The sequence below is a fragment of the Ochrobactrum sp. AN78 genome (genome assembly GCF_029909885.1).
In the GTDB taxonomy this organism is placed as follows: domain Bacteria; phylum Pseudomonadota; class Alphaproteobacteria; order Rhizobiales; family Rhizobiaceae; genus Brucella; species Brucella quorumnocens.
This window is the reverse complement of sequence record NZ_JASAMU010000003.1, coordinates 279,881-292,443: the sequence shown is the minus strand read 5'-3', so window position 1 is coordinate 292,443 and position 12,563 is coordinate 279,881. Positions and strand designations below refer to the sequence as shown.

Genomic DNA, 12,563 nt, shown 5'->3' with positions numbered 1-12,563 from the left:
TACAGTTCGGGTGCATGTCTGAAACAATCGACAAACGCGAGGTTGTCGCCGCACGCAATATTCGCGTGCAGTTCGGTGCGGTAAAGGCACTGGATGGCGCTGAGCTTGTGATCCATGAAGGCGAATGCGTGGGACTTGTCGGCCATAACGGCGCGGGCAAATCCACCATCGTCAACGTCATTAATGGCGGACTTTCGCCGCATGAAGGCAGCATCTCCTACCATGGCGAAGAAGGCCACGGCGTGGTGACTGCGCGCAAGCACGGTATTCGCTGCGTCTTTCAGGAATTATCACTCTTTCCTAATCTGACGATTGCCGAAAATGTGCGCATCATGCAGCGCGACCTTACGGGCGCGAACTGGCGCGGCAAGGCGGTTGACCTCATTTCGCACAAGCTCAGCGAGATTTTTCCCGGCCATAAGATTGATTGCTCTTCAACAATCGATGAGCTCACGATTGCCGAACGGCAGATGGTGGAAATCTCCATTAATTTTACAGCACCAAGCATAGCACCTAAACTGGTTATTCTCGATGAACCTACTTCGTCGCTTGATGCGGGTATTGCGGCTCAGCTGATGGCCTATGTCCGCCGCTTTGTGGGTACAGGCGGCTCGGTTATCCTTATTTCACATATGCTTGGTGAAATTCTCTCGACCTCAGACCGCATCGTCGTGATGAAGGACGGTAAGGTCGTTGCCAATCGTGCGGCAAAAGATTTCACCAATCGTAGCCTTGTGGAAGCCATGGGCAGCGTGGAACGCGAGAAATCTGCTCGTCGGGCTGCAAAGGTCGATTCAAGCGGCAAACCTGTGCTTGCATCCACCAAGCGTGCCAATGACATTAAGCCGTTTCAGGCTTTCAGAGGCGAAGTTATCGGGCTTGCGGGGCTTGCCGGTCATGGCCAAACAAAGATGTTGCTCGATCTTTATTATGCTCGCCGACCAAACTGGCTGCCTGCACGCAATTGCGAGATAGCCTTCGTTGCGGGTGATCGCAGCCTCAACGGAACGTTTCCGCTCTGGAGCATCCTTCACAACCTCACAATCGGTTCGCTTGACCGTCTGTCATCCATGAAACTCGTTGATGAGAGCCGCGAAGACACGCTTGGCGCACAGTGGAAAGACAAGATCCAGATCCGCACACCGGATATGGGCAATCGTATTCTGTCACTCTCCGGCGGCAACCAGCAGAAAGTGCTTTTTGCGCGCGCACTCGCGACAAGCGCCAATGCCATTCTGATGGATGACCCCATGCGCGGCGTCGATGTCGGCACCAAGCAGGAAGTCTACGAAATCCTGCGTCATGAAGCTGAAAATGGCCGAACCTTTGTCTGGTATTCCACCGAAATGGACGAAATCGAACTGTGTGATCGCGTCTATGTCTTCCGCGACGGTGCAATCGTGACAGAACTCGTCGGCGATGAAATCACGGAAAAAAGCGTGCTTGCTGCATCATTTGAGGGAGGACACGAATAATGCGTCTCTCCGCATCATCCCTTCGCCTCCTAACACCGGTTTTCTCACTCGCTCTGTTGCTGGCCGCTGTCTTCTACATGCAGCCCCGCGCCATGAGCTATACCGGCCTCAATCTCCTGTTCAATCTGGCGGTGCCGATTGCACTCGCTACGATTGCGCAAATGCTCATCATGGCGGTCAACGACCTTGATCTTTCGATGGGAACTTTTGTGAGCTTCGTGGTCTGTGTGGCCGCGACTTATCTCAACACCAATCCGGTCATCGGCGTGCTTATCCTGGCCGCAGCCATTGCCGCCTACGCGGCCTTGGGTGCAATCATCCACCTGCGCAATCTGCCGTCCATTGTCGTGACACTTGGTATGAGCTTTGTCTGGGGCGGACTGGCCGTTCTGCTATTGCCCTCGCCCGGCGGTCAGGCACCAGACTGGGCGCGCTGGATCATGACCACCAAGCCGCCATTTGTGCCAATGGCTATCGTTGCCAGTGTGCTGATCGCAATCGTCACGCATTTCATCGTCATGCGGACCACTTTCGGCGTGCTGATGCGCGGCGCAGGCGGCAATACGCGTTCCATCGAGCGCGCGGGCTGGTCCATCACCGCAATCCGTGCAGGTACCTATGCATTGGCTGCTTTCTTTGCCGTTCTTGCCGGTATTGCACTTGTTGGCCTCACGACTTCAGCCGATGCCAATATTGCGCTGCGCTATACGCTGCTCTCGATAGCAGGTGTCATTCTCGGAGGCGGTGAATTTGTCGGCGGACGTATCTCTCCCATCGGTGCCGTCATCGGCGCACTGACGCTGACGCTTGCAGGTTCATTCCTTTCCTTCATGCGTATTTCGCCAGACTGGCAGATTGGCGCGCAAGGAGGAATTCTGATCGTCGTTCTGGCCCTGCGTCTCTTCCTCAACCGTCTCGACAGCCGTGAGAAAAAGCAATGACCGCAATTTCTGTTCTCACAAGTCGTCCATGGATTTGGTCTTTCGTTGCGACGATCGCGGTCTGGATTATCACTGTCCTGTTTACAGGCGGGGCCGGTGCACATGGTCTGTCCTATGCGGCCTTCACTTTCGCCTCCTTCTCCGTGATTGTTGGTCTTGGGCAGATGTTCGTCATAACGCTGGGACCCGGCAACATCGATCTGTCAGTGCCTGCTACTATGACGCTGGCTGCAACATTGGCTCTCAAGCTGATGGATTCCCAGGACAATATGGTATTGGCAGGTTTGGCTGTTGCCCTGCTGATCGGGCTTGGAATTGGCATCTGCAACTATGCGCTGATCAAGCTGCTGCGCATTCCACCCATCATCGCGACCCTGTCGATGAGCTTCCTTATTCAGTCGACTGCAATCTGGAGCAATCGGGGCTTACGTGTAAAGCCGCCGGAAGTTTTGGCTCAGTTCACCACGTCGTCAACGCTTGGCATCCCCAACGTCGCAATCGTGGCGCTGGTACTATCCCTCATTGGCTGGGTGCTTCTTAAAAGAAGCATCTATGGTCGGTGGATTTCGGCCATTGGGCAAAACCCGTTTGCTGCACGCATGGCAGGCGTTCCGGTCGATGGTACGCGTTTCATCACCTATCTGCTCTGCGCTGTTCTCGCTTCTCTTTGTGGGTTTCTGCTTGCCTGTTTCTCGGGCGGAGCGGCACTCAACATGGGCGCTGAATATCTGCTGATGTCGATTGCCGTGGTCATCATCGGTGGCACAGCTGTTGCAGGCGGCGATTCCAACATCCCCGGTATTTGGGGTGCCGCACTATTCATGTTCCTCATAGTCTCCATGCTCAACACCTATGGCTTCGGTGCCGGTGTTCGTCTCGTTCTGACCGGACTCACCATCATTGCGGTGATCTTCCTGGCCAGCAGCCGCAGACCTGAGCGTTAAACAGCATTCCTGGAGTAATTTTCTTGTCCCAGAATAATTCAATTTACGAAATCCACGACGAGCGCTTCAAGCAGATGATCGTGGCAAGCGCCGATCTTGATGAACTTTATACGGGCTGTCGTTGGGCCGAAGGACCGGTTTGGTTCAGCGATCATAATTGTCTGTTGTGGAGCGACATTCCTAACGAGCGTATCTTGCGCTGGGTTCCTGAAGACGGAGTTTCTGTTTTTCGGCAACCGTCCAATTTCGCCAATGGCAACACACGCGACCGCGAGGGACGGCTCGTTACCTGCGAGCATGGCGGACGTCGCGTTACACGCACGGAAATCGACGGCAGCATCACCGTGTTGGCCGACAGCTATCAGGGAAAGAAACTAAACGCTCCCAATGATGTCATCGTGCGTTCAGATGGGGCTGTCTGGTTCACCGATCCGACCTACGGCATCATGGCGGATTATGAAGGCTACAAGGCCGAACCGGAACAAGCGACACGCAATGTTTATCGCCTCGATCCGACAACCGGCGAGCTTAAGGCAGTCATCACTGACTTTAATCAACCAAATGGCCTCGCCTTTTCACCCGATGAAACAAAGCTCTTTGTTGCCGATAGTGCATATAGTCATGACGAGAATGCACCACGCCATATCCGCGTTTTCGATGTCGCGGATGACGGCAAGAGTGTGACAGGTGGCAAGATTCTCTGCACCGTCGATAATGGCCTGCCAGATGGCTTCCGTTTCGACACAGACGGCAATCTGTGGACCAGTGCGGGCGACGGCGTTCATTGTTTCTCACCGCAGGGCGAGCTTCTCGGCAAGATCAAGACACCGCAAACAGTGGCAAATGTCACCTTTGGTGGACCACGCCGCAATCGTTTGTTTATCACCGCAACCAAATCGCTCTATGCGGTTTATCTGACGGTCACAGGCGCACAGTATCCCTGAATAAAGTACGGCGACCATCCGAAAAGGCTGGTCTCCGTTGAATAAATCTTAAACTAATTCATTTGAAAAATTACATTAGCCACATGCCCGCTTTAGGTTCTGCCCCCGCAGCACAGACATGCCAACATCTATACCTTATTCAAATTTGAACCATCATCGATCCACGAAATCGCCCATGGAAACCGATTTAGGTTCACACATCTGGAACCCGAAATAACGATGCATCGCAATATGATTGCATCGATCACTCTGGTGACGTGATCTCAATTTTTACAATTGAGAAAGCGTTTTTCCAAATGCGACATGCGCCCATATAAACAAACCGTCAATGAAATGGAAACAGTTTGTCAACTAAACCACTCACAACGACGTGATAAACTTAAGAAAAAAATGAAGCTTTTCACAAACTTAGTAAAAAATAATCATTCTATATATTAGAAACTACTTTAAATAACGCCTATTTATTTCGATCTTAATTGACGAATATTACCAAAGGCGAATGAATGATTTCTATGCCGATTGCTTAAGTTCTAGCGCGGCATAACCCGGCACACGATAGCGAATATGACATCCATGCACACCGTGATATTCGACATCCACCTCGACGCCGAAAACACTGCGAATACATTCGGCTCGTAAAACCTCGCGCGGCGTCCCCAAATCTACAATCCGCCCCTTGTTCATAATTGCAATACGGTCGCAGAACATGGCAGCATGGTTGAGGTCATGAAGTGCGGCGACAACAGTTAATTGCTGGCGCCTGACCAGATCGAGCAACCCAATTTGGTGACCGATATCGAGGTGATTTGTCGGCTCGTCCAGAAGTAATATCTGCGGGTCTTGTGCCAATGCACGGGCGATATGCACACGTTGACGCTCTCCACCTGAGAGCGTATGCCAGTAACGATCCGCCAGATGTGCCATATCGACATTGGTCAGGGCGCGATCGACAATGGCATCGTCCTGTTCTGACCATGGAGATAAAGCGCCGAGATATGGTGTGCGCCCCAGCTCCACCGCCTGCCTCGCGGTGATACGCTCAGTCGTTCCGGCCTGTTGCTCAACAAGTGCCAGCTTGCGCGCAATCTCACGCCGGTTGAATTTCTGGATTGGCTTGTCGCAAAGTCTGACTTCACCTGAGCGGCTTCGCCTTACACCTGAGAGCAAAGACAGAAAGCTCGTTTTACCCGAGCCATTTGGCCCGATGATGCCGAGAAATTCGCCCTCTGTCACATCGAGTGAAACATCGCGCAGGATTTCAACGCCTCCTGCCGACCAGCAGACGTTGTTTGTAGAAAGCATCATGATTGTGCCCTTCTCTGTCCAAGCAGCAGCGCAAATGCTGGGGCACCGACCAATGCCGTAATGACTCCGATCGGCAAAACCTGACCGGGAATGATAATGCGGGACACAATATCGGCCAGGATCATGAAGATTGCCCCGATAAGTGCTGCCGCAGGCAACAATCTGCCATGACGCACACCGACCAGCATGCGGGCCGCATGGGGAATGACCAGACCGATGAAGCCAATGGAACCGACAATCGACACCATCACCGCTGTCATCATGGCGCTGACACCAATCAGAACGGCATAGACGCGCCGCACGGGAATTCCAAGCGACGCAGCGGATTCCGAACCGAAGGTGAAAGCATCTAACGCACGGGCATGCCAAAGACAGATCAGAAGCCCCGCCACACAGGCGGGCAAAGCGAGCGCCACATCCGGCCAGCGCACACCAGAAAGATTCCCCAACAACCAGAACATGATACCGCGCGCCTGTTCGGCGTTTGCTGCCTTCGTGACGATGAGAGATGTCAGCGCGTTGAAAAGCTGCGAACCAGCAATGCCGGCTAGAATGATCGCACTGTTTCCGCGCCCTGCCCGCAATGCGAGCAAGGAAACGAGAACAAAAGCAACGATTGCGCCAATAAACGCTCCCACTGACAACGAGAGCACACCAGCACCAATTCCGAGAATAGCAACGCTCACTGCCCCCGTTGAAGCCCCGGCAGAAATACCCAGAATATAGGGATCAGCCAGCGAATTGCGGAGAAGCGATTGCAGAACCACACCTGACAAGGCCAGTGCCGCACCGCAGCAAGCTGCGACAACAGCACGGCTCAGCCGATAGCTCCAAACGATACCTTCATCAATCGGCGCGAGTGGGTAACCGGCATTCCAGACGCGGTTGGCGATGGTTTTAGCCACCACGTCCAGAGGTATTGCGGTTTCGCCAATGGCAGCACCCAGCCACAAAGCAACAAAGAGCAGGACGAGCGCAAGTGCTCCCAAAAGCACCCGGGAACTCATCGTGGTTTTCAGTGAAATGCCCGCTGTGGCTGCCTTTGACGTCACTTGTTCATATCCGAACCGGCGATATCAGCAGCCAGCGTTTCAATGCCTTCGATCACTCGCAACGACGTGCTCATCGACTGCGCATCGATATCAAAAACATACCCACCTTCAACAGCAGGCATCAACTTCGTCACCGGATCAGACTTGAGAAACTCGTGTTTGACTGCAATGTCATCAGCAGGATAACGACGACGATCAAGCTTCGCTGCAACGATCATCGACGGCCCTGCCTTGGCGATGGTTTCCCAGCCCACGGCTGGCCATTCTTCTTCACTCTCAATCACATTCTTGATGCCGAGTGCAGAAAGAATATAGGCAGGAGCGCCGAACTTACCGGCAACATACGGATCAGCATCAACCTGCGTGCTGGAGAACCAGACAACCGCTGAGAGCTTGCCATCAGAGGAGCCGATCTTTTGGCGGGCCGCGTCTTCACGTGCCTTGAGGTCTGCAATCAGCTTTTCACCACGATCCTGTACATTGAAGATCTGAGCCAGTTCGCCGATTTCCTGATAGACGATATTCATCGTGAATGGCGCTGTGCGAATACCATCGCCGCCACCTGAATTATCTTTGCCAACGCAATCGGAAGGCGATGTGTAGGCAGGAATACCTAATTCTTCGAACTGTTCCGGCTTTGCGACAATGCCCATTGGGCCAACGTGCCACTGGAAATCCGCTGTAACGATATCTGGCTTTTGCGCCAGTACGCTTTCAAAACTCGGATCGTTATCTGCCAGGCGCTTTACCTTGGCATTCACATCCTCAAAGCCTTTGAGGACTGGGCCGAACCAAACGGCCGTACCCACAACTTTGTCGCCCAGGCCAAGGCTGTAGAGAATCTCGGTGCTGCTCTGACCAACGGCCACTGCCCGCTCCGGTGCATGTTTGAAGGTTACATCGCGACCGCAGTTTTTCAGTGTTAGCGGATATTGGGTTTCAGCTGCCTGCGCTGCGAAACCGGTTGCGAAAAGAACGACTGCGCCTAGAAGTGCGCTATATGGCACTTGGCCTGAAAGTTTCATTTAAATCCCCGAAATGACATGAGAAAAAGCCGCATCAAACGGCGGAAGCGATCCGGCGCATGAAGCAGACTGACATATCCGGGGATATGAATGACAATGGGAGGCGACGTCTTGCGACGTTTAAAGCTGTCATAACCAACTCCTGCTCCGGGCATCCCCGCCCGTGACAATGGACTACGTTAGACGGCAGGTCTCCTGGCTCGCGGATGTTCGCTGTTCATCTGCCTTCCCGAGCCATTTTGTAGAGACTCAGTGGCATGACGCTTTTAGGGCGTCACGAGGATGAACGGCAATCCGCTTACAGTTGCGGGGGCAGCCACGGTCTCGGCCCCTTTTGGGTCGTCCTCACCGTGTTCCCTATTAATCCCCTTCACTCTCGGTCGGGGGAACCGTCGTAACTGTATTACATTCTGGCATTATACGCGTCAAGCGAAGCCGAAGACTTATTCGGCTATATAAAACGGTCGCATCAGACTTTTTGCTAATGCTGTTAAACGAGTAAAAAGTTGCCGGGAGCCTTGCTGGTATATTGCAATTCTCTGCTGTAGTCTCCAGATCAGTAGTCTCTGCCCGGGAAGCAGAGGATTTTGAGGAGGGCTGTCAAAAGACAGCAGCAAATGCACGCAAAGTGCATTCAGGGAGGACTTATGCGTAAATGGATTCTGGCCATCACATCCGTGACGGCGCTCGCGATAGCGGGAGCAGCTTCGGCGGAAGATTATAAGGTTCTGGCGCCAGCAGCACCGGGCGGCGGATGGGATCAGACAGCACGCACAATGCAAAGCGTGCTTCAGGATGAAAAGATTTCCGGTAGCGTTCAGGTTATCAACGTTCCGGGTGCAGGCGGCACCATTGGCCTCGCCCAATTTGTCAATCAGAACAAAGGTGATCCGAGCCAGCTTATTGTTGGTGGATATGTCATGGTCGGCGCAATTCTGACCAACAATTCTCCCGTCAATCTTGATGCGATCACCCCGATTGCTCGCCTTACCGGCGAGTATGAAGCCATCGTTGTTCCAGCTTCTTCCGATATTCAAAATCTGGGTGATCTCGTCACCAAGCTCAAAGCCGATCCCGGTTCTGTTTCCTGGGGCGGCGGTTCTGCTGGTGGTACGGATCACATCACCGCTGGACTTTTCGCCAAAGCCATTGGCGTTGACCCGACAAAAGTCAATTACATTGCCTTCTCCGGTGGCGGTGAGGCACTTGCAGCTATCCTAGGTAATCAGGTCACCGTGGGCATTTCAGGCTACGGCGAGTTCGATCCACAGATCAAGGCTGGCACGCTTCGCATTATCGGTATTTCCAGTGACGAACGCCTTGAGGGCATCGATGCACCGACCTTCAAGGAAAGCGGTGTTGATGTTTCGATCCAGAATTGGCGCATGGTGGGCGCTGCTCCCGACATTACTGCGGAACAAGTAGCGGTTATCAATACCGATGTTGAGAAGATGGTAAAGTCGGAATCCTGGCAGAAGGCCCTCAAGGATAAAGGCTGGGCCGACACCTATCTCGCAGGCGATGCGTTCAAGGAGCAGCTTGCCAAAGATGTGGCGTCTACTGAAACTATCCTCAAGGAAATCGGCCTCGTCAAATGACAGGACGTGAACAGCAGGCAGAGCGCCGTTCCACAGGAACGGCGCCAGATTACGCAGCTCTTGTGATCGCCCTCATTCTGGGGGCGGTTGCTATCGCAATTGCCTGGTCCACGGCCTATGGAAATAACGTTCTTTCGTACTCACCGGTCGGACCGAAAACCGTTCCTTACATTATAGCAGCCGGGCTGTTCATTCTGTCTATATGGACGGTGATCAGCGCGTTTAAGGGTGAGTTTCCAGAGCGCGAGCATCAGGAAATTGCGCCAATGGCCTGGATCGTCGGTGGGTTGGTCATTCAAATGCTGACTATGAAGACCTTGGGCTTTTCCATTGCAACAGGCTTGCTCTTTGCAGCAACAGCGCGCGGATTTGGTTATCGCAAATTCTGGATCAGCGTCCCTGTCGGCATCGTCTTTGCATTCGTAATCTGGTTCATTTTTGCACGCGGCCTGCAGCTTTCGCTGCCATCAGGCTGGCTTGAGCATCTGGTTTAGAGCGAGATAACAATGGATACTGTCACTCTTCTCGCCAACGGACTTCTGGTGGCGCTTGAACCAGCGAACCTTATTTATGCGCTGATTGGCGTCACGCTTGGTACGGCTGTTGGGGTGCTTCCGGGCATCGGTCCCGCACTCACTGTGGCATTGCTTCTACCCGTTACCTATAAGCTCGATCCTGCTGGATCGCTCATCATGTTCGCGGGTATCTATTATGGCGGTATGTATGGGGGGTCGACCACATCGATCCTGCTGAACACACCGGGAGAAAGCGCTTCCATCGTTACTGCATTGGAGGGCAATAAAATGGCCCGAGCGGGGCGTGGAGGGCCAGCACTGGCGACCGCCGCCATCGGCTCCTTTATTGCAGGGCTTATCGCTACACTGGCACTGGCATTCGTTGCCCCCTGGGTGGTGAAATTCGCCCTCTCCTTCGGTCCATCTGAGTATTTCGCATTGATGCTGCTCGCTTTCATGACGGTGTCGGCAGCCTTTGGCGATTCCACTTTGCGCGGCCTCACCTCACTTTTCGTCGGCCTGACGCTTGGCCTGATCGGCATAGATCAACTGACCGGACAGGCACGTCTTGTGATGGGGACACCGAACCTTCTCGACGGCATCAATGTTACCACGCTCGCGGTGGCACTCTTTGCGATCGGAGAAACGCTTGCAGTCGTATCCAAGAAATTGAGTCCTGACGATGAAGTCATTGCGGTCAAAGGCTCTGTCTGGATGACCAAGAATGACTGGAAGCGCTCTTGGATGCCATGGTTGCGAGGAACGGCAATCGGTTTTCCTATCGGCGCAATGCCTGCAGGCGGCGCAGACGTGTCGAGCTTCCTTTCCTATTCGGCAGAACGTCAATTCTCCAAACATCCGGAAGAGTTCGGTAAAGGCGCGATCGAGGGCGTTGCAGGGCCGGAAGCCGCGAATAACGCATCAGCTGCAGGTACTCTCGTGCCCTTGCTTACGCTCGGGCTGCCAACGACAGCGACGGCTGCAATCATGCTTGCCGGGTTCCAGCAATTCGGTCTGCAGCCTGGACCGTTGCTCTTTGTGACAAATGCTCCACTGGTTTGGGGGCTTGTCGCAAGTCTTCTGGTCGCCAATCTGATGCTGCTGGTTCTGAACCTGCCGCTTATCGGTCTATGGGTGAAGATGCTCACCATCCCACGCCACTGGCTTTATGCGGGCATTCTGGTGTTCGCCACACTCGGCACCATTGGCGCCAATGCATCGACATCGATGCTATTCGGCCTCCCGGTTTCGTTCGAGCTTGGCCTGCTTTTGGCATTCGGCCTGCTCGGTTATGTGCTCCGGCGCTTTTCCTACCCGATTGCTCCTGTCGTCGTGGGACTTATTCTTGGGCCGATGGCAGAGAAAAGCCTCCGCCAAGCACTGCAGATTAGTCAGGGAAACCCGATGACGCTGATAAACTCATGGGTGTCGGTGACATTGATCGCATTGGCACTCGCCGCTGTGGTCGTGCCGATGATTATGCGTCAACGTGGCAAAGGCGAATTGCTCAAGCAAATGGCTACCGACGAAGACTAAAAAGCAAAAAGCCCCGGCAAACCGGGGCTTTATGTCATTCAGCAATTATAATCTTAGTCATTGATTTTACGGAACTGAGCCACGTCGATGCCGAGCGTCTCAAGGTCTCTGGCAGTCGGTTGATGACCGACTCGCAGGGCAGCAGACGCGCGGACGGCACTGCCGAATTGCGCAAAAGCACGACCGAAACGATTATTAAAACGGGCAAACATTTTCATCTCCATCACGGACGCTCTACTGGTCCGCTTCCTAAAAGATGGTGTTGTTCAGTCGCTGTTTAAACATCGGACTTTGCATGTCAGCCATGCGTTATCTGCATGTGCTGATATTCCTCCCTATTGATCGGGATCAATGAGACTCCGTCGGACAACTGCCAACCTGCTTCTTATCAAAGGAAGGAGAACTATATGTCCAATACACCACACACCCTCGGTGAGGAGTTTCCAGGAAAGCTTGTCACTATTCATGCGCTGAAGGCAGCTGATCCACGCTTTGCCCGCATTCTTGAAGAATACGATTCAGTCAATGACCGTATCCATCGCGCGGAAACTAAGATCGCACCCGTCAGCCAGGAGGAGGAAACGAACCTTCGCAAACAGCGGCTCGTTTTGAAGGACACAATCGAACAGGCTCTCGCTCCGCTCTGAGCTGTTTCTTGTAAGCAGAGTGCTTAACTCGGTTTGCTATTGTCCGAAGCAACCTTTTGCTCCAGTTTACCGACAAGGATCAACATGGCGACAGCAATGACTGTCGCCATGATTGCGATATGCCAAAGCCCAAGGCCGCTGGCCAAGCCAATTGCCGCGGCTAACCACATGCCGGCACCTGTGGTTATTCCTGTTATCTTGCCTTTGGCGAAAATGATGAAGCCCGCAGCCAGGAATGCGACACCGCTTGTGATCGCCTCTACCAGACGTGACGGGTCCATGCGGATATTCTGATCATCAAACTCAGGCACATTCACCAGTTCAAGTGAGACGATGGTAAAGGGCGCCGAAGCCAAACAGACCATCATATGGGTCTTTAATCCGGCAGGTCTTTGCCGCCATTCACGTTCAAGCCCGATGATTGCTCCCAGCAACGTTGCCAGCAGCATACGCGCCAGAACAACTGGCAAGCTTATTAAATTGTCGTGTGTAAATTCGGCCCAGAATTGCTCCATTCCCTTCAACGGAAAGGAACGGCTTTTGTTCCAACTCGCTGGGATAGAAAAGCCTTTGATGCCCTA

Annotated in this window: 13 protein-coding genes and 1 riboswitch; of the genes, 8 read left to right on the top strand and 5 right to left on the bottom strand. The window is 53.4% G+C overall.

Translation table 11 applies throughout. The features are described from left to right. The first annotated feature begins 14 nt into the window (after positions 1–14). The 4 genes from QBD00_RS08175 to QBD00_RS08160 all read left to right on the top strand — a co-directional run bounded on the left by QBD00_RS08175 (position 15) and on the right by QBD00_RS08160 (position 4,304). Positions 15–1,475 carry a sugar ABC transporter ATP-binding protein gene (locus QBD00_RS08175; RefSeq protein WP_318579158.1) on the top strand — a complete coding sequence of 487 codons (1,461 nt, stop codon included), beginning with the start codon at positions 15–17 and terminating at the stop codon, positions 1,473–1,475. Next, complete coding sequence (locus tag QBD00_RS08170; RefSeq protein WP_318579157.1) at positions 1,475–2,416, top strand: ABC transporter permease; 942 nt, start codon at positions 1,475–1,477, stop codon at positions 2,414–2,416. The genes QBD00_RS08175 and QBD00_RS08170 overlap by 1 nt, the downstream gene beginning before the upstream one ends. After that, a complete protein-coding gene (locus tag QBD00_RS08165) occupies positions 2,413–3,360 on the top strand; it encodes an ABC transporter permease (RefSeq protein WP_151091992.1) in 948 nt (315 codons plus the stop codon). The genes QBD00_RS08170 and QBD00_RS08165 overlap by 4 nt, the downstream gene beginning before the upstream one ends. 74 nt (positions 3,361–3,434) lie before the next feature. Further along, on the top strand, positions 3,435–4,304 hold the full coding sequence (locus tag QBD00_RS08160; protein WP_318579291.1) for an SMP-30/gluconolactonase/LRE family protein: 870 nt from the start codon (positions 3,435–3,437) through the stop codon (positions 4,302–4,304). Between the two features lie 510 nt (positions 4,305–4,814). On the opposite strand, the gene QBD00_RS08155 is transcribed toward QBD00_RS08160, so the two are convergent. Genes QBD00_RS08155 through QBD00_RS08145 form a run of 3 tightly spaced genes read right to left on the bottom strand, consistent with a single transcriptional unit; the run spans position 4,815 to position 7,686 of the window. After that, complete coding sequence (locus tag QBD00_RS08155; protein WP_318579156.1) at positions 4,815–5,609, bottom strand: ABC transporter ATP-binding protein; 795 nt, start codon at positions 5,607–5,609, stop codon at positions 4,815–4,817. Further along, positions 5,606–6,616: a FecCD family ABC transporter permease gene (locus QBD00_RS08150; RefSeq protein WP_210318319.1), complete on the bottom strand. Its 1,011-nt coding sequence runs from the start codon at positions 6,614–6,616 to the stop codon at positions 5,606–5,608. Before QBD00_RS08150 ends, QBD00_RS08155 begins: the two co-directional genes overlap by 4 nt. 41 nt (positions 6,617–6,657) lie before the next feature. Further along, positions 6,658–7,686 (bottom strand): ABC transporter substrate-binding protein, encoded by a 1,029-nt coding sequence (locus tag QBD00_RS08145; RefSeq protein WP_151091986.1) that lies wholly within the window; start codon positions 7,684–7,686, stop codon positions 6,658–6,660. A 167-nt stretch (positions 7,687–7,853) separates the two neighbouring features. Continuing rightward, a riboswitch (cobalamin riboswitch) is annotated at positions 7,854–8,095 on the bottom strand. 238 nt (positions 8,096–8,333) lie between these two features. Here QBD00_RS08145 and QBD00_RS08140 point away from each other — a divergent pair. The 3 genes from QBD00_RS08140 to QBD00_RS08130 are packed head-to-tail and all read left to right on the top strand — an operon-like array spanning position 8,334 to position 11,335. Then, positions 8,334–9,284: a tripartite tricarboxylate transporter substrate binding protein gene (locus tag QBD00_RS08140; RefSeq protein WP_318579155.1), complete on the top strand. Its 951-nt coding sequence runs from the start codon at positions 8,334–8,336 to the stop codon at positions 9,282–9,284. Next, positions 9,281–9,778 (top strand): tripartite tricarboxylate transporter TctB family protein, encoded by a 498-nt coding sequence (locus QBD00_RS08135; protein WP_264230697.1) that lies wholly within the window; start codon positions 9,281–9,283, stop codon positions 9,776–9,778. The genes QBD00_RS08140 and QBD00_RS08135 overlap by 4 nt, the downstream gene beginning before the upstream one ends. A gap of 12 nt (positions 9,779–9,790) precedes the next feature. Then, a complete protein-coding gene (locus QBD00_RS08130) occupies positions 9,791–11,335 on the top strand; it encodes a tripartite tricarboxylate transporter permease (RefSeq protein WP_151091980.1) in 1,545 nt (514 codons plus the stop codon). Between the two features lie 53 nt (positions 11,336–11,388). Here the strand turns inward: QBD00_RS08130 and QBD00_RS08125 are convergent, their stop codons facing one another. Beyond that, positions 11,389–11,547, bottom strand: coding sequence for a hypothetical protein (locus QBD00_RS08125; RefSeq protein WP_167388234.1), 159 nt, complete (start codon positions 11,545–11,547; stop codon positions 11,389–11,391). Between the two features lie 195 nt (positions 11,548–11,742). On the opposite strand from QBD00_RS08125, the gene QBD00_RS08120 reads away from it, so the two are divergent. Further along, positions 11,743–11,982, top strand: a complete 240-nt coding sequence (locus QBD00_RS08120) for a YdcH family protein (protein ID WP_095444228.1) — start codon at positions 11,743–11,745, stop codon at positions 11,980–11,982. Positions 11,983–12,005: 23 nt separating this feature from the next. Here the strand turns inward: QBD00_RS08120 and QBD00_RS08115 are convergent, their stop codons facing one another. Beyond that, positions 12,006–12,497, bottom strand: coding sequence for an MgtC/SapB family protein (locus QBD00_RS08115; RefSeq protein WP_318579154.1), 492 nt, complete (start codon positions 12,495–12,497; stop codon positions 12,006–12,008). Positions 12,498–12,563: the final 66 nt, after the last annotated feature.

Excerpts from the sequence above, each read along its gene's own strand:
- QBD00_RS08165 (WP_151091992.1), top strand. The coding sequence starts at position 2,413 with ATGACCGCAATTTCTGTTCTCACAAGTCGTCCATGGATTTGGTCTTTC.
- QBD00_RS08170 (WP_318579157.1), top strand. The coding sequence starts at position 1,475 with ATGCGTCTCTCCGCATCATCCCTTCGCCTCCTAACACCGGTTTTCTCA.
- QBD00_RS08130 (WP_151091980.1), top strand. The coding sequence starts at position 9,791 with ATGGATACTGTCACTCTTCTCGCCAACGGACTTCTGGTGGCGCTTGAA.
- QBD00_RS08175 (WP_318579158.1), top strand. The coding sequence starts at position 15 with ATGTCTGAAACAATCGACAAACGCGAGGTTGTCGCCGCACGCAATATT.
- QBD00_RS08145 (WP_151091986.1), bottom strand. The coding sequence starts at position 7,686 with ATGAAACTTTCAGGCCAAGTGCCATATAGCGCACTTCTAGGCGCAGTC.
- QBD00_RS08150 (WP_210318319.1), bottom strand. The coding sequence starts at position 6,616 with ATGAGTTCCCGGGTGCTTTTGGGAGCACTTGCGCTCGTCCTGCTCTTT.
- QBD00_RS08120 (WP_095444228.1), top strand. The coding sequence starts at position 11,743 with ATGTCCAATACACCACACACCCTCGGTGAGGAGTTTCCAGGAAAGCTT.
- QBD00_RS08140 (WP_318579155.1), top strand. The coding sequence starts at position 8,334 with ATGCGTAAATGGATTCTGGCCATCACATCCGTGACGGCGCTCGCGATA.
- QBD00_RS08135 (WP_264230697.1), top strand. The coding sequence starts at position 9,281 with ATGACAGGACGTGAACAGCAGGCAGAGCGCCGTTCCACAGGAACGGCG.
- QBD00_RS08155 (WP_318579156.1), bottom strand. The coding sequence starts at position 5,609 with ATGATGCTTTCTACAAACAACGTCTGCTGGTCGGCAGGAGGCGTTGAA.
- QBD00_RS08115 (WP_318579154.1), bottom strand. The coding sequence starts at position 12,497 with ATGGAGCAATTCTGGGCCGAATTTACACACGACAATTTAATAAGCTTG.
- QBD00_RS08125 (WP_167388234.1), bottom strand. The coding sequence starts at position 11,547 with ATGTTTGCCCGTTTTAATAATCGTTTCGGTCGTGCTTTTGCGCAATTC.
- QBD00_RS08160 (WP_318579291.1), top strand. The coding sequence starts at position 3,435 with ATGATCGTGGCAAGCGCCGATCTTGATGAACTTTATACGGGCTGTCGT.